This window comes from Mycobacterium marseillense (assembly GCF_010731675.1).
Classification (GTDB): Bacteria; Actinomycetota; Actinomycetes; order Mycobacteriales; family Mycobacteriaceae; genus Mycobacterium; species Mycobacterium marseillense.
This window is the reverse complement of record NZ_AP022584.1, coordinates 991208-1007484: the sequence shown is the minus strand read 5'-3', so window position 1 is coordinate 1007484 and position 16277 is coordinate 991208. Positions and strand designations below refer to the sequence as shown.

General features: G+C 69.3%; 13 protein-coding genes. 1 reads left to right on the top strand and 12 read right to left on the bottom strand.

What is annotated here, in order from left to right:
• Positions 1-3: 3 nt before the first annotated feature.
• From G6N26_RS04555 to G6N26_RS04520, 8 genes are all read right to left on the bottom strand, one after another.
• Positions 4-648, bottom strand: coding sequence for a TetR/AcrR family transcriptional regulator (locus G6N26_RS04555; RefSeq protein WP_067168345.1), 645 nt, complete (start codon positions 646-648; stop codon positions 4-6).
• A gap of 120 nt (positions 649-768) precedes the next feature.
• Positions 769-1752, bottom strand: coding sequence for an oxygenase MpaB family protein (locus tag G6N26_RS04550; protein WP_083019646.1), 984 nt, complete (start codon positions 1750-1752; stop codon positions 769-771).
• A gap of 31 nt (positions 1753-1783) precedes the next feature.
• Positions 1784-2674: an oxygenase MpaB family protein gene (locus G6N26_RS04545; protein WP_067168347.1), complete on the bottom strand. Its 891-nt coding sequence runs from the start codon at positions 2672-2674 to the stop codon at positions 1784-1786.
• 28 nt (positions 2675-2702) lie between these two features.
• Entirely contained in the window at positions 2703-3554 is an 852-nt protein-coding gene (locus G6N26_RS04540) for an oxygenase MpaB family protein (RefSeq protein WP_083019644.1), read from the bottom strand.
• A gap of 203 nt (positions 3555-3757) precedes the next feature.
• On the bottom strand, positions 3758-5860 hold the full coding sequence (locus G6N26_RS04535; protein WP_083019642.1) for a substrate-binding domain-containing protein: 2103 nt from the start codon (positions 5858-5860) through the stop codon (positions 3758-3760).
• Between the two features lie 103 nt (positions 5861-5963).
• Positions 5964-8168: a malate synthase G gene (locus G6N26_RS04530; protein WP_083019640.1), complete on the bottom strand. Its 2205-nt coding sequence runs from the start codon at positions 8166-8168 to the stop codon at positions 5964-5966.
• A 316-nt stretch (positions 8169-8484) separates the two neighbouring features.
• A complete protein-coding gene (locus tag G6N26_RS04525) occupies positions 8485-9525 on the bottom strand; it encodes a hemolysin family protein (RefSeq protein WP_067165965.1) in 1041 nt (346 codons plus the stop codon).
• Positions 9522-10892 (bottom strand): hemolysin family protein, encoded by a 1371-nt coding sequence (locus G6N26_RS04520; RefSeq protein ID WP_067165961.1) that lies wholly within the window; start codon positions 10890-10892, stop codon positions 9522-9524. Before G6N26_RS04520 ends, G6N26_RS04525 begins: the two co-directional genes overlap by 4 nt.
• Positions 10893-11202: 310 nt before the next feature.
• On the opposite strand from G6N26_RS04520, the gene G6N26_RS04515 reads away from it, so the two are divergent.
• Positions 11203-11826 (top strand): GNAT family N-acetyltransferase, encoded by a 624-nt coding sequence (locus tag G6N26_RS04515; RefSeq protein WP_067165957.1) that lies wholly within the window; start codon positions 11203-11205, stop codon positions 11824-11826.
• Here the strand turns inward: G6N26_RS04515 and mbtN are convergent.
• Genes mbtN through G6N26_RS04495 form a run of 4 tightly spaced genes read right to left on the bottom strand, consistent with a single transcriptional unit; the run spans position 11793 to position 16274 of the window.
• Positions 11793-12968 carry a mycobactin biosynthesis acyl-ACP dehydrogenase MbtN gene (mbtN, locus tag G6N26_RS04510; RefSeq protein ID WP_083019638.1) on the bottom strand — a complete coding sequence of 392 codons (1176 nt, stop codon included), beginning with the start codon at positions 12966-12968 and terminating at the stop codon, positions 11793-11795. The genes G6N26_RS04515 and mbtN overlap by 34 nt on opposite strands.
• Positions 12969-14537, bottom strand: coding sequence for a long-chain-fatty acid--ACP ligase MbtM (gene mbtM / locus G6N26_RS04505; RefSeq protein ID WP_083019636.1), 1569 nt, complete (start codon positions 14535-14537; stop codon positions 12969-12971). It abuts the gene before it with no gap.
• Positions 14530-14784, bottom strand: coding sequence for an acyl carrier protein (locus G6N26_RS04500; protein WP_064943034.1), 255 nt, complete (start codon positions 14782-14784; stop codon positions 14530-14532). Before G6N26_RS04500 ends, mbtM begins: the two co-directional genes overlap by 8 nt.
• 53 nt (positions 14785-14837) lie before the next feature.
• Positions 14838-16274, bottom strand: a complete 1437-nt coding sequence (locus G6N26_RS04495) for a GuaB1 family IMP dehydrogenase-related protein (RefSeq protein ID WP_083019634.1) — start codon at positions 16272-16274, stop codon at positions 14838-14840.
• Positions 16275-16277: the final 3 nt, after the last annotated feature.

Here is a 16277-nt window from a genome sequence, read left to right as displayed (position 1 = left end):
GCATCATCCCGGCGTTGGCGCCGGGGACTGCAACGCCAGCGGCACCAGATACCGGCGGGCGAAATCGCGGGCCTTGTTCAGGTTGTAGATCGGGATGACGGACTTGGGCGTCTTGATCAGCGAGATGATCAGCCGTCCGATCATCTCCCCGACGACCTCGGTGTCCAGGTCGGCGGCCAGTTCGCCCCGCTCCTGCCAGCGGCGCAGCCACGTCGCGATGTAGCCGCGCGTCATGGCGATCAGGTTCTCGTCGGTCAGGTAGGCGGACAGCTCCCCGGCGGCGGGGGATTCGCGGATGCTGCGGGTCAGCAGCTTGGGGGCGGAGGCTTCGTGCACGAACGCGGCGAAGACTTCGGCGATCCCCTCTTCCGGTGACCCCGCCCGGCCCGCGACCTCGGACACCAGCGTGCTCAGCCGCAGGGATTCGTCCATGATGGTCAGCCGCACCAGGTTTCGCTTGTGCCGGAATCGGCGGTAGACGGTGGCGACGCCGACACCGGCGGTGTCGGCGATGTCTTGCATGGTGGTGTCGGAGAATCCGCGCTCGGTGAAGCAGGTGCGTGCCGCGGTCACGATCGTGCGGGCGGTCGGATCCAGGGTGGCCAGACCGTCGGGCAGCGCGCCGAGCAGCATCGCGGGGTCTACCATCTGCCCTCCAGCCGATTGGGGTATCAGGTCAATTCTGCGCTCCGTCAGCGTATTCACCCGCATGGGCGCCGCGCGGCTGCGGGTGTGTTGCCGGCACCGCCGACAAATGGGGTGTGCGGCTCAGGTCGCGCTCGGCGCCGCGAAGGAATCCAGCAGCACCGATCGGTAGCGGTCGCGGAGCCGCTCGTATTGGTAGCGGTTGTAGGCCAGCGGTTCTAGCGTGAGCCGGCGCGGCAACCAACGCCAACCCATCTGCAACGCGGCGACGTAGACGACGAACTCGACCTGCTCGCGGGCGCCCCACCGCACCCCGAGCAGCCGGCGCATCGTGGGGTGGGCGACGGCGGCCGAACAGACGACAACCGGGCGCGACGCGAGGGTGGTCAGCACCGGCCAGACCAGTTGCAGCACGGGTCGCATCTGCCGGGAAACCAGCAGCTTCGGGATGGGCGGGGCGACGAAGCTGCGATTGGCGAATTGCAGAAAGTCGTTGTCGGCCAAGTCTTTCGCCGCGACAGAGTTGTAGTACTCGAGCATGTCGTGCAGGGTCGCCGGGAGCTTCCCCTGCTTGCTGGGCAGCTCCAGAAACTGCAGTTCGGAGCGCAGCGTCTGGTAGACGACTTCCTGCTCGGCCAGGGTGAGGCGGCGCCCGCACACCCGCAGATAACCCTGATACAACAGGTTGAGCCCGCTCACGGCCACCCACGTCCACACCTCGGGCTTGAGCGCGCTGTAGCGGGTGTCGCTGAACGAATCCTTGCCCGTGCCGCGGACGTCGCGGTGCAACCGTTTGAGATCGGCGCGCGACGCCCGCACGTCCGAGCTGTCGCCGAAGGCGGCGAGGGCGGTGAACGCGGCGCTGCGGATCCCGCGGTCGGTGAAGTTCTCGGCGAAGCGCCCGCTGCGATCCACCGCGGCCGCGATTTCGCGGTGCGCCACCTGGTCGAGGGCCAGGCGGCCGAATGCCGCCGCCAGCGGCGACCCCGCGAACCACCTGACGTCGTTGGCCAATGCCCGGTGCGCGGAATTCCATTCCGTTTCGGGCGGCACGAACGTCGCCGCGGAAGCGTTGCCGCGCCGCTCGATTCGGCTTGTCGTCGTCATACCCTTCCTCCTTGTGCGCCTCGGTAGGTCATCACACGACGGTTGCCCCGATGCGGTGCCGCAGTCGCATGTCCCATACCACCGCCTGCACGCCGAGGCGCGTCAAGAACCGCGGCGTGAACAGGTCCAACACCCCGAAGAGGCGTTGCCAGCGGTCGAATCGGCGTTGCTGCGCGGCCGACCACTCGAACCCGAGTTTTTCGCGCAGCTGCGGCGGCAGGTATCCCAGCGTCATGAAGAGATTCCAGCCGCCGAACACGGCCGAAATGGGGGCGGGCAGAAAATTCAGGCGCGCGATGCCGATCAGGTAGCTGCGCATGCGGTCGTCGAACTCGAGCCGACCGAGCTGCTCCTGCCAGTAGCGGTCGGCGGCCTCCCGGTCGGCGGGCCACATTTCGGGCGGCACCTGCAGTGTGGTGGCGAAAACCGACGCCGCCCGGTGCACGGTTTCGGGGTCGCGTCGGGAACGGCCGCCCCGCAGCCTGCGGGTGTCCTCGAACACCGCGGCCATGCAGGAGGCGACCCAGAGTTGTAGTCCCGGGTCGAAGGCGTTGTAACGCACCGGGCTTTGCGGCCCGGAGCGCACCTGGGCGTGTGCGGCGTTGACGGCCTCCCGGTACACCCGGCGATCCTGGGCGTTACCGGCGATGGCCACGGCGATGTAGGTGAAGGTGGTGCGGGCCCGCTTGAAGGGGTGCTTGTACAGGTTGCCGCTGTCGACCTTGCTTTCCATCACGCCGTAGGCCACGCCGGAATTCGCCAGCTGCATCACGACATTCGCCGCGCCGTAGGCGGGGGACAGCCACGGCGAGATCTCCTCGGCGAGAAACGATGTGTCGGCGGAATCCGTGTCCGCCCGGCGGGCGCGCCGCTCGAACCGGCCCGGAACGTCCTCCGGATCGGTGGGCAGGGGATGGGCCATGGTGTGCCTTCCTGGGTTGGCCAAGCGCTCAACGAGTTTCGGTGCGGTGTGCGGCGGGGTAGCGAATGCGGTCGGGCAGCGCCCTGTCCAGCGCACGCACCACGCTCACGGTGCGCTGGAACCGTTGCTCGCGTTCGGCGGACCATTCGACGCGAAGCCGGGCCCGGGCGATGTCGGGCAGCAAGCCGGCGGTGGTCAACCTCAGCAACGCGGCGAGCGGGATCGCGGCCGAGTTCCACATCAGTTGCGGCACACGCAGCGTCGGCGGTGCCGGCATCGGATGGCGGTCGAGTTCGAGCAGAAGCTCGGTTGCGGCGTTGCGTTCGAGGCGGTGCTCGACGGTCTCGTGGTAGTAGGCCCAGAACTCGCCGCGCGTGTGCGGGATGACCCGCTCGGGGACGCGCAAGATCGCGGCGACGTCGCGCCATTCACGAAAGAGCGCGTCCTCACCGCCGTCGTCGAGCACCCCGCCGAACACCCGGCGGACGTCGGCGGCGCTCGCATAGGCGACCGCATGCACCCACAGATAGGCGTCGGCGTTGAGCGCGTGATAGCTACGTCCGAGCGCATCGACGCCGGAGATGTGGCGATGCAGGTCGCGCAATCGCTGCCCCTCGTCGATGGCGGCCTGTGGTCCGTGGAAGCCGGTGTAGCGGCGCATCGCGGCCAAGGTCCGCGAGATGCGGCCCCACCTGTCCCTCAGGAACTCCGAGTGATCGATCACGCCGGCGCCCACGACCGGGTGGGCCACTTCCAGCAGCAGCGCCGCACGGCTGCCGAGCAGGGCGCGCCAGTCGATCCCGCGCCGCCAGGTGGCCGAACCGGGTCCGAGCGGGCGCAACGCCGGCGTCGCGGCGGCGTCCAGTTGTGCCGAGGACATCTTTGCGCTGCGTCTTCCTAGATCACCATTGATAGAAAGAACGGTTTGTTCTATCACAGAGTGTGGCACAGCCGACCGGGATTGGATAGGTGGCGGCCGCAATTTTCCACGTTTTCCGTGGCTTGATGCCGTCGATCGCGGTAGATCCGAGCCTGGGATCTATCACTGGCCGACGACGCCGCGCGGTGGCGTCGGGTCGGCCTTCAGCTCAAGAACGCGTTGACCGCCGTCGCGAGCTCGGGCGACGCCGAGGAGGCGATGTTCTGATAGCTGCCGCCGCTGAGCTGGGCGACCGCTTCCCAGGTCGATCGGTCCGGATCGGCGCCGAAATTGATGACGTTCACCGCGATCGGCTTGGCCGGGTCAATGCTCTTGCGAATGAAATCCTGCAGCCCCGGGCCGTCCAAGGACTGGTCGGTGTGCGGGCCGGCGGTGATCACCAGAAGCGAATTGGTTTGGCCGGCATGGTAGTTGGCCTGCATGTCTTGGTAGATCATGCGCAGCGTGGTGAACGACACCGCGCCACCGCCCGACGAATACTGTTTGTCCAGTGCGGCCGACAGCGCCGCCGAGCGCGGCTGGCCACCGACGGGATCGGCCAGCGGCCCGCTCGCGACCTCGGAGCGGCCCTCGTGGCCGTCGAACGTCCACAGCCCGACGACGGCGGTGGGCGGCAGGGTTTTGATCCGGTCCTGAAGCGTCCCAATCACATTCGCCAGCCGGGACTTTGCGCCTTCCTGGCCGGGCATCGACTGGTCGAGCATGATGGTCGTGGCCTGTCCGGTCGCCGGGGCGGCCATGGCCTCGGCAAGGGTGGCGCGCATCGGGTCGTCGCCGACCGACAGCGTCGACGGCAGCGCCGGGAACGTGGTGACCGGGCTGCTGGGGGTTTTCTCCCCGTTGACCCGGAAGCCCGCCTTGGCCAGCTTGGCCAGCTGGTCGGGCTTGTGCATGAAACGGGAGAACTCGCTGGCTGCCGAGGCCTGTTCGCGGGTGAGCCACGAACCGCTGAGCAGCACGGTGGGGTAGTCGGCCACCGGCGCGGGGCCGGGCGGAAGCCAGGAAGCCAAGGCGCTCTTGGCGTCTGGCAGGGACTGGCCGCGCTGGAACAGCTGCTGTTCGGTGGTGATCACCGCGTGCACCGGCGCGGTCGCCGCGTCCCCGGGCTTCAGCAGCGTGTTCATCGCCTCGGTCAACGAGTTGTCGGCGAGTTTGGGTTGCGCGCTCAGCAGGGTGTGCACCGCGCCGGTGCCCTGCGTCACCGGGGCGCCCGGGGGTACGGACGCGGCCGCCACCGCCTCGCCGGCGAGGAACGAGGCGTCCCCGTTGCCGCCCGTCGGCAGCGCCAGCCGCAGCGAGCCCCACGCGGGTAAGTTCAACCCGGCCAACGCATTCGGGTTGGTCTGCAGCCCGGGCAGCGCCGCCCAGTTCTGCTTGGCGAGGGCGGGCGCCAGTTCGGGACGCACGGCAAGCACCACCGGGGAACTGGCCAGTGAGTGGCTCTCGCTGATGGTTTTCTGGGCCGTGGCTCCCGCCAGCCGTGCGGCGGAGATCGAGCTACCGGGGATCCACAGTGCCGGCTGGCCGCCCAGTTCCGCGGGCCACTTGCCGATGAAGCCGTTGAGCACGGCGTCGGAGTCGGCCGGCTTGACGTTGACCACCATGCAGCGGTCGCCGATCGGTCCCGCCGATTTGTTGTAGCTTTCCGCGAATTCCTGAACGGCAGTGGCGATCGAGGGGTCGGCGACGACGGCGACGGCCTCTTGACCTCCCACACAGCGGCCGGCCGCCTTGTGTGACCGCTTGGACAGCGCGTCGCCGAAGAAGCTCCACAGGATCACCGAGCCCACCACCACGACGACGGCGATCAGTGCGACGATCACACCGATGCTGACGCCCCGGCGTCCGCCCTCGCTGCGATGACCGCCCAGGCGGTCGGCGAGCCCCCGATGCCCGCCGCGAAAGAGCGAGGGGGATTCGGCCGGTGGCTCCGAACCCGCCGGACCGCCCTGGCGCGGCGGAAACTCCGGGTATTCGTCGGCGGTGCTGTCGGCGAACGCGTCGCCCGCGGCGTACGGCTCGTCGTCGGCGTAGGGCTCATCGTCGTCGGCGTAGTGACGTTCGTCGGAGTAGTAGTCCTCGTCCGCGTAGTCATCGGCGTCCGAGTAGTACTCGGCCGCCTCGTCGGCGCCGGCATCCCGCTGCTGATGTCCTGCGTCTTCACCCCGGGACGGCTCGTCGACCACATCGTCGCGAGAAGGCTCGTCGAGGGAGTCGTCAGGGTCGGGCGCACTGTGCCTACCCATAGCAGTGCCCGCGGCCTTTCCGTCGATCCATCCGAATGAACTCGCCGCCGATTTTAGTCATCCGCGGCACTATTACACGTGCGAACCCGATTTGAGCGCAGGCTCAATCCGACTGCGCGGCGCGCGCCTTGGCCTCGCGCCGACGGCGGTGCAGGATCGGCTCGGTGTAGCCGTTGGGCTGCTGCGTTCCGGTCAGGATGAGGTCCTGCGCCGCCAGGAAAGCGATGCTGTCGTCGAAGTTGGGCGCCATCGGCAGATACGCCGCATCCTTGGCGTTCTGCTCGTCCACCAGCGGGGCCATCCGCTCCAGGCTGGCCCGCACGTCCTCCTCGGTGATCACACCGTGGCGCAGCCAGTTCGCCAGCAGCTGGCTCGAAATCCGCAGCGTCGCACGGTCTTCCATGAGCGCCACGTCGTGGATGTCGGGCACCTTCGAGCAGCCCACGCCCTGCGCGACCCAGCGGACCACGTAGCCGAGGATGGACTGGCAGTTGTTGTCGACCTCCTCGCGGATCTCCTCGGAGGCCCAGGCCAGTTCCTTGGCCAGCGGGATGGTCAGCAACTCGTCGATGTTGGTGCGCTTCTTGCCCGCCAGCTCCTCCTGCACGGCGCCCACGTCCACGTAGTGGTAGTGCATCGCGTGCAGGGTGGCCGCCGTCGGCGAGGGCACCCACGCGGTGGTCGCGCCGGCCTTCGGCTGGCCGATCTTTTGCTCGACCATGTCGGCCATCAGTTCGGTCATGGCCCACATACCCTTGCCGATCTGCGCCTTGCCCTTGAAGCCGGCGGCCAGGCCGATGTCGACGTTGGCGTCCTCGTAGGCCTTGATCCAGGCGGTGCTCTTCATCGCGCCCTTGCGGATCATCGGACCGGCTTCCATCGAGGTGTGGATCTCGTCGCCGGTGCGGTCGAGGAAGCCGGTGTTGATGAACACGACCCGGTCGGCCGCGGCCTTGATGCAGGCCTTGAGGTTGACGGTGGTGCGCCGCTCCTCGTCCATGATGCCGACCTTGAGGGTGCCCTGGGGCAGGCCGAGGACGTCCTCGACGCGGCTGAACAGCTCGCAGGTGAAGGCGACCTCGTCGGGTCCGTGCATCTTGGGCTTGACGATGTAGATGGACCCGGTGCGGCTGTTGGCCAGTGGCCCGTTGGCGTCGGTGGTCTTGAGGCCGTGGATCGCGGTCAGCCCGGTGAACAGCGCATCCATGATGCCCTCGAACACCTCTTTTTCTTCGTCGCCTTCGCTCCACACAATGGCGTCGTTGGTCATCAGGTGACCGACGTTGCGGACGAACAGCAGGCTGCGGCCCGGCAGGGTCAGCTCGCCCTCGCCATCGGGCGTCGTGTAGGTGCGGTCCTCGTTGAGCACCCGGGTGAAGGTCTTGCCGTCCTTGTCGACGTCCTCGGACAGGTCGCCCTTGTTCAGGCCGAGCCAGTTGCGGTAGCCGAGCACCTTGTCGTCGGCGTCGACGGCGGCCACCGAGTCCTCGAAGTCCATGATCGTGGTGACGGCCGATTCCAGGATCACGTCCTTGATGCCGGCGGCGTCGGTCTTGCCGATCGGCGAGTCGGGGTCGATGAGGATCTCGATGTGCAGGCCGTGGTTGACCAGCAACACCGACCAGCTGGGGGAGCCGAGCTCGCCGGTGTAGCCGGCGAACTTGTCCGGGTCGGCCAGGGCGGCGGAGCCCTCGGCGGTCGCGACCTTCAACTGGCCGTCCTCGACGGACAGGCCGGTCGCGTCGGCCCACGAGCCGGACTCCAGCGGCACGGCCTCGTCCAGGAACTTGCGCGCGTACGCGATGACCTTGTCGCCGCGCACCTTGTTGTAGCTCGACCCCTTCTCGGCCCCGTCGTCCTCTGCGATGACGTCGGTGCCGTACAGGGCGTCGTACAGCGAACCCCACCGGGCGTTGGCGGCGTTGAGCGCGAACCGGGCGTTGAGCACCGGCACCACCAGCTGCGGGCCGGCGGTCGTGGTGATCTCGTCGTCGACGCCCGAGGTGGTGATCGTGAAGTCCGCGGGTTCGGGCAGCAGGTAACCGATTTCGGTGAGGAACTCGCGGTAGGCGTCGATGTCGAGCGGCTCGATGACCCGCTGCCGGTGCCACTTGTCGATCTGGGCCTGCAGCTCGTCGCGCCGGCGCAGCAGATCCTGGTTCTTCGGGGTGAGGTCGGTGACGACCTTGTCGACGCCGGCCCAGAAGCTGTCCGGGTCGATATCGGTGCCGGGCAAGGCCTCTTCGTTCACGAAGTCGTACAGCACCCGGGCGACGCGCAAGTTCCCCGCCGACACGCGATCAGTCATGATTCTCCTCCGTCATGGGCCGCCCCGGACCTCCTGGGCCAAAGGCCCAGGTGACCCAGAATGGCAATGTCATCAGCCTACCGAGCCCAGCCTGGCGAGCGTTATTCGCTGACCTGCCATAGCAGGTCAGGAGACGCTGACAGCCCCAAGAATGATGCTGCGGTGGGCACCGAAATCTGTTTCCAGCAACGCACATTCCGCGGGCAGGCGGCGCTTGGGTCCTCGTCGGCCCGCTAGCGCCCTCCAGCACTTTCTTGACTGGTAGCCGTGAAAGATCATACGGGCTGTGCGCGGACCGGCCCGCCGGCCAGTGTCGCTACGCCTCGCGCATGGTCCCGACGAAGTCTTCGACCAGGTCTTCCATCGCCACCATGGCCACCACGGCGCCGCTCTCGTCAGTGACCAGCGCCAGGTGGCTGTTGTTGCGGCGCAGCCGCGACAACGCATCGGCCAGCGGCAGCGACCGCGGCAGCCCCGGCAGGGGCCGCACCTTTGCCAGGTCGATCACCGTTCGCGGATCGTCGTCGAGCGTCAGCACGTCCTTGATGTGCAGGTAACCGACGAAACTGCCGTCGACGTTCGCCACGGGGAAGCGGGAGTAGCCGCTCTGGGCCAAGGCGTCCTCGACCGCGCCGACCGTCGGGCCTTTGCCCGCGCCGGCCACCGGCACGGCGCGCACCCCGGACAGGGGCACCGCCACGTCGCCGACCACCCGGTGGCGGATCTGCAGCGCCCGCGCCAGCCGGGTGCCCTCCTCCTGGTCCAGCAGCCCTTCGGACGCGGACTCGGCGATCATCTCGCTCAGCTCGACGGGGGAGACCGTGATCTCCAGCTCCTCCTTGCGCTCGACCCCGAGCGCGCGCACCACCGCGCTGGCGCACTTGTCGTAGAACACGATGAACGGCCGGGCCGCCCGCACGTAGGCCAGATACGGGGGGACCAGCAGCATCGCGGTGCGCTCGGGGCCGGCCAACGCGATGTTCTTGGGCACCATCTCGCCCAGCAGCACGTGCAGGGTCACCACGATGACCAGCGCGACCGCCAAGGACAACGTATGCAGCAGCGCCGGGTGAATCGCGGTCAGCCCGAGCGCCGTTCGCAGCAGCTCCGAGACCGCCGACTCACCGATGCGACCGAGCAGCAGCGACGCCGCCGTGACGCCCAGCTGCGCGCCGGCCAGCATGGACGGCAGCTGCTCCCCGGCGCGGATCACCGCGACGGCGGCCGCTTTGCCCTGTTCGGCCAGCGCTTCGAGGCGGTCGCGCCGCGCCGAGATCAGCGAGAACTCCGCCCCGACGAAGAAGGCGTTCACCGCGATCAGCAGGCACGCCAGCAGCACGCCCATGGTGTCGCTCATCGGTGTCCCTCCGCCGCGGGACCGTCGCCGTGACCACTCAGCTCGGTGAGCTCGAGCACGTCGATGCGGCGGCCGTCCATCCGGATGACCCGCGCCTGCCAGCGCGTCACCGCGTCCAGCAACCCGTCGGCGTCCAGGGCGGGAAGCTTCACGGTTTCACCGGCCACCGGGATGTGACCGATCTCGCGCAGCACCAACCCGCCGATCGTCTCGTAGGGACCTTCGGGCGCCCGGAAGCCCGTAGCCGTGGCCACCTCGTCGATGCGCAACAGCCCCGACACCCGCCAGCCGGTGCCGGCGGGCACTACATCGGGAGTGGCGTCGTCGTGCTCGTCGCGGACATCACCCACGATCTCTTCGATCAAGTCCTCGACGGTCACCATGCCCGCGGTGCCGCCGTATTCGTCGACGACGAGCGCGGTTTGCAGGCTGTTGGCCCGGATTTCGGCCATCACCGCATCACCGTCGAGCGTGGACGGCACCACCGCGACGGGTTGCGCCACCGTCGTGAGCAGCGTGCGGCCGCGGTCGGCCCGCGGGATCGCGAAGACCTGTTTGACGTGCACGATGCCGACGGTCTCGTCGAGGTCGCCGTCGACGATGGGGAAGCGGGAGAACCCGGACTCGGCGGCCGCGGTCACCAGGTCGGCGACCGTGTCGTCGGTCTGCAGCGCCACGATCTTGGACCGGGGCGTCATCAACTCCTCGGCGCTGAGGGTGCCGAACTGCAGCGATCGCCGCACCAGGGCCGCCGTCGGGGCGTCGAGGGCGCCGCTGCGCGCCGACGAACGTACGAGTGACAACAGCTCCTGCGGGGACCGGGCGGACCGCAGCTCCTCGGCGGGTTCGATGCCCAGCCGGCGCACGATCCAGTTCGCCGCGCCGTTGGTCAACCGGATCGCCGGGGTCAGCAGCAGCGAGAACAACACCTGCGCACCCACGACGGCGCGGGCGGTGGACAGCGGTCGCGCCACCGCCAGGTATTTGGGGACGAGTTCGCCGAAGACCATCGACACCGACGTCACGATCACCAGCACCACGGCGGCCATGATCGCGTCGCCGACGCGGTCGGGGATGTCGAGCGCGTCCAGCCACGGGTGCGGGAGGTCCTCCACCATCGGATCGGTCAGGTATCCGGCGGCCAGCGTCGTGACGGAGATCCCGAGCTGGGCGCCCGACAACTGAAACGACAGCCGCTGGTGCGCGCGGCGGATCCAGCGGTCGCGGCGGCCGCCGCCGCGGGCGTTTGCCTCGACGGCGCTGCGGTCCAGGGTGGTCAGCGAGAATTCGGCGGCGACGAACACGGCGTTGCCGAAGATCAACACCGCGATCGCCACAATGCTGATCACGGTGACGGTGACGTTCATGAATTGCGCCGCCCGCGGGTCGACGGTGGTGGGCCGGTGGCCGGGGGAGGCTCCGCATCGGGCGGCTCGTCCGACGGTCCGTGCGCCGGCAAGCCGATGGCCTGCGCGGGTGCCTGCGGCACGTCGATCCTTTCGCTGCCTGGGGGCCGGGCGGACGCGGTTTCGTCCGTCTTTGCTGCCTTATGCTAGCCCGGCTCGCGGCGCTACGGCGCCGACCGCTCGCGGCGACGTCCGGGGTGGCGCCGGAAACGCCCGCTGACCGGGGGCAACCACGGTATGGCTACCCTTACTCAGGTACGCTCTGCGCACTATGCCCGACGCCCCACCGGAGACGCCGCCCGTCCAGATCCTGCCGCGCGAACGCTTCGACATCGCCGACGACGTCGCACAGATCCCGCGGCCGCCGACGCCCTCGCTGGATGCCCCGTTCGCGCTGCGCGTCGCCCGGCTCGAGGACGCGGACCTGGTGTCCGAGTGGATGAATCGCCCGCACCTGGCCGAGGCGTGGGAGTACGCCTGGCCGGCGACGCGCTGGCGCCGGCATCTGGATGCCCAACTCGATGGCACCTACTCCCTGCCGTTGATCGGGAGCATGCGCGGCAAGGATTGCGCCTACCTCGAACTGTATTGGGGCGCAAAGGATCTGATCTCTCGCTATTACGACGCCGAGCCGTACGATCTGGGGCTGCACGCCGCCATCGCCGACGTGAAGCTGGTGAACCGGGGCTTGGGCCCGATGCTGTTGCCCCGGATCGTGGCCAGCGCCCTTGCGGCGGAGCCGCGGTGCCGCCGGATCATGTTCGACCCCGATCACCGCAATACCGCCGCGCGCAGACTGTGCGAGTACGCCGGATGCGCGTTCCTCGGCGAGCACGACACGACGAACCGGCGCATGGCGCTCTACGCGCTGGAAGCCCCGACCACGGACGCATAGCCGTTGTAATCGGGCGCCATTCCGGCGGCGACCAGCTCCCACAGCACTTCGTCGGTGCCGCCACCGACCCGGGCGAGCTTCATGTCGCGCCACCACGCACCCAACGGCGTCTCGTCGACGAGGTAACCCGCGCCGCCGAAGATGTGCATGCATTCCGACATCACTTCCTCGCCGAGGCGGGCCGCGGTCACCTTGACACCGGCGGCCGCGCGCAGGTCCAGCCGGCCCTGGGCCGCGATGCCGTGCAGGCCGTGCCGCAGCAGGTCGACGCGCGCCTGCAAATCGGCCATCCGCAAGCGCAACGCCTGGTGTTCGAACAGCGTGTGGCCGAACTGGCGTCGAGTCATCATGCGGGCCAAGGTGATTCCGATCGCCCGCTGACACGACGCCGCGATCTGACCGGCGATCGACATCCGCTCGTGGGCCAGCCCCCAGCTGATGGCCGCCAGCCCGGTGCCGGCCCGCGCGACCAGGGCGTCGGCGGGAACCCAGGTGTCGATGTGCACGGCGGCGGTGTCCAGTGGCCCGGCTCCGACCTTGTTGTAGGGCCGCTGGACGCTGACCTGGGCCGTCGGCACCGCGATCAGCGCGACGTTGCCGTACTTGCTCGACGAGTCGTGGTCGACGCTGCGCGCCACTACCATGATGTGATCGGCGATGGGGGACAGCGAGACGAACTTCTTGATTCCGCGGACGTCGAAACCCCCGTCCCGGGAGGAGATCTCGGTCTCGACGATCTGCAGGTCGGAGCCGCCGGACTCCTCGGAGGCCCCGATGCACAGCACGGCCTGCCCGCGGATCGCCTGCTCGCAGATGTCCCGCAGGTAGTCGGACTTGCCGAACCGGCGCAGCACCGAGATGGCCGAGTCATGCAGGCTGACGCCCACCCCGATGCCGGCCGAGGACAACGCACCCAGGGCGAAGGCGAGCTCGACCAGCTTGCCGACGTCGGGCAGCGGGCCCTCACCCCATTTTTCGCTGAAAACTCCCTGGGCTCCGAGGTGTTCGATCAGCTCACGCGGAAACTGTTGCCGCGCTTCGGCGTCCGTCGTCCACGCCAGGACTTGCTCGTTGAACGCGTCGGCGAGCAGCCCCCGGTAGGCCTCGAGGTCGGTCTGGGATGTCTGTGGCAGCGCCGTCATTTAGTCCACCGTCTCTAGAGAGCGCCGCACTTCCAGGCGGCGCAGTTTGCCCGACGAGGTTCGGGGCAACGACCCCGGTGCCATGAAGATGACGTCGGAAGGAACGACGCCGCACACGGAGGCGACGCGCGCAATGACATCGGCGCGCGCGCCGGCCTGATCTGCCCCGCGGAATTCGGCGGCGACGATCAGGCCGGGCCGCGCGGAACGTTCGCCGGTGGCCAGTGCCACCACGGCGCCTTCGCGCACCCCGCGGACACCGGCGGCGACCGTCTCGATCTCGGTCGGGAAGATGTTGCGTCCGGCGATGGTGATGAGCTCCTTGGCCCGCCCGCACACCACCAGGCCGCCGTCGGCGAAGAAGCCGAGATCGCCGGTGGGAAACCAGCTCTCGCGGTCGACGGGGTCGTGCCCCAGGTAGCCGTCCATCATCGAGGCGCCGCGGATCTCGATCTCACCGATGTCGCCGTGCGCGTCGTCGCGCGGTGCGATCCGGATCTCGGTACCCGGGATCGCCTCGCCCAGCACCGCGTGGCGGCGCGCGCCAGTCTCGTCGGTGACGTCGGCGAACCGCAGCCCGGTGCCCGGGGCGGGCACGCTCACCGCGCACGTCGACTCCGCCAGCCCGTAGGACGGAGTCGCGGCGCCGGCGTCGAACCCGAACGGGCCCATCGCGTCGGCGAAACGCGCGAATCCCTCGCAGTCGACCGGCTCGCCACCGTTGATCGCCACCCGCACGGCGCCGAGGTCGACGTCGGAGACCCGCCGGGCGTACCTGCCGACCAGGTTGTAGGCGAAGTTCGGCGCCGCGGTGATCGTCGCGCGGCTTTCCGACAGCCAGCTCAACCATCGAAACGGCGAGGCGGTGAAAGCCGAAGTGGGCGAAAGCCATACCGACATGCCCCCCAGCGACGACGCGAGCAAGAAGGACAGACCCATGTCGTGGTAGAGCGGCAGCCACGAGCACCCGACGTCCGCGGGAGTCACCGAGAGGCGCTGGTTGAGGCCGCGCAGGTTGGCCAGCACCGCCTGCGCCGACAGGGCGGCGGTCTTGGGCGAACCGGTCGAGCCCGCCGTCCCCTGCAGGATCGCGGGGTTGCCGGGGCGGGCCGGCAGGTCGCCGCAGGAGCGGCCCGTGTGTGCCGCGGGCCCAACGTCTTCGACGACCATGCCCTCGTCGAGGCCCGCCGGATCCAGCGATTGCAGGCCGTCCAGGTACGAGCCGTGGCTCAGGACGGCGCGCACCCCGATGCCGCGGAAGCGGGTCAGTGTCGCCTCGGCCCACCGCCGGCCCTCGGCGCCGCGCACCGGCCCGGGCAGGATCGAGACGCTCGCGCCCGTCAGCCACGCACCCTGGATGGCGGCGACAAACTCGACGGTGGGTTCGCCGACCAGCCCCACGGCGGCCGGCCGGCCGCGGTCCAGCAGCCACGCGGCGACGCTCTCGGCCAGCCCGTGCACCTCGGGCCAGGGATGGCGGTGCCAGGCCGAGGCCTCGCGGTCGAAGACCACCAGATCGCTGGTGCCGCCGCGCATCGCGTCCGTCAGCGCCGCGGCCAGCTCACTCATCGCGATGTTTTGCGGCGATCGCGGCCTGCAGGTCGCCGACCGTGTCGCAGTTGAGGAGTTCCTCTTCGGACAGCGAGACACCCAGCCGTTCCTCGATGGCCACCATGCCCACCGCGAAGGCCACGGAATCCAGCCCGACGTCGTCGACCAGTCGGGCGTCGGGGGTCAGGCGGGACGCGTCGACGTTGAGGTCCTCGCGCAGGATGCTCAGCAGTTCGGCGCTGACGGTAGGGGAAGAGGGGGTCATGGCGCAGAAGGTTAGCAGGCTCTATTAGGCAAGGCTAGCCTTACCCGCTCGTGTCACCACCCCAGCGGCAGGGGATGCCCCTCGGCGAAGCCCGCGGTCGACTGCACCCCGACCACGACCCGTTCGTACAGTTCGGCCAGGGTCTCGGCGCCGACGTAGGTGCAGGTGCTGCGTACCCCCGACGTGATGTGATCGAGCAGATCCTCGACACCGCCTCGGGCGGGGTCCAGCCCCATCCGCGACGTCGAAATGCCCTCTTCGAACAGCGCTTTGCGGGCGCGGTCGAACGCGGTGTCGGCGCCGCTGCGGGCGACGACGGCCCGCTTGGACGCCATGCCGTAGCTCTCCTTGTACGGCTGGTCCTCGCGGTCGCGCATCAGGTCACCGGGCGACTCGTAGGTGCCGGCGAACCACGACCCGATCATCACGTTGGACGCGCCGGCGGCTAGCGCCAGCGCCACATCCCGGGGATGACGAACGCCGCCGTCGGCCCACACATGCCCACCCAGTTCCCTTGCCGCCGAAGCGCATTCGACGATCGCTGAGAATTGCGGGCGCCCGACTCCGGTCATCATCCGGGTGGTGCACATCGCGCCCGGGCCGACGCCGACCTTGACGATGCTCGCCCCGGCGCCGAGCAGGTCGCGGGTGCCCTCGGCCGAGACCACGTTGCCCGCCGCCAGCGGCACGCCGAGGTCGAGCGACGCGACCGTGCGGATCGCCTCCAGCGTCTTGACCTGATGCCCGTGGGCCGTGTCGATGACCAGGAGATCGATTCCGGCCTCGACCAGGGACCGCGCCTTGGCCCCGACGTCGCCGTTGATGCCGACGGCCGCGCCCACCCGCAGCCGGCCACGCGCGTCGACGGCCGGTGTGTACAGGCCGGCGCGGATGGCGCCGGTGCGGGTCAGCACGCCGGCGAGCGTGCCGTCGGCGTTGGTGACGACCGCGACACCGACCGGGGCCTGCTCGAGCAGATCGAAGATCTTGCGGGGCTCGGTGCCCACCGGGGCGGTGACGAAGTCGGTCATCGCGACGTCGCGCACCCGGGTGAACCGATCCACGCCCAGGTAGGACGATTCGCTCACCAGCCCCAGCGGACGGCCCTCGAACGCGACGACGGCGACCCCGTGCGCCCGCTTGTGGATCAGCGCCATCGCATCGGAGACCGAGTCGTCGGGCTCGAGCACCACCGGGGTGTCGAGAACCAGGTCGCGGCCCTTGACGAACTCGACCGTCTGCTCGACCGCGGTGATCGGCAGGTCCTGCGGCAGGATCACCAGCCCCCCGCGGCGGGCCACCGTCTCGGCCATCCGCTTGCCGGCCACCGCCGTCATGTTGGCGACGACGACCGGAATCGTCGTGCCCGAGCCGTCCGCGGTGGACAGGTCGACGTCGAAGCGCGACGCGACCTCCGAGCGGTTGGGCATGATGAAGACGTCGTTGTAGGTCAAGTCGTATCCGGGCCGGTGCCCGTCGAGGAACCTCATCGC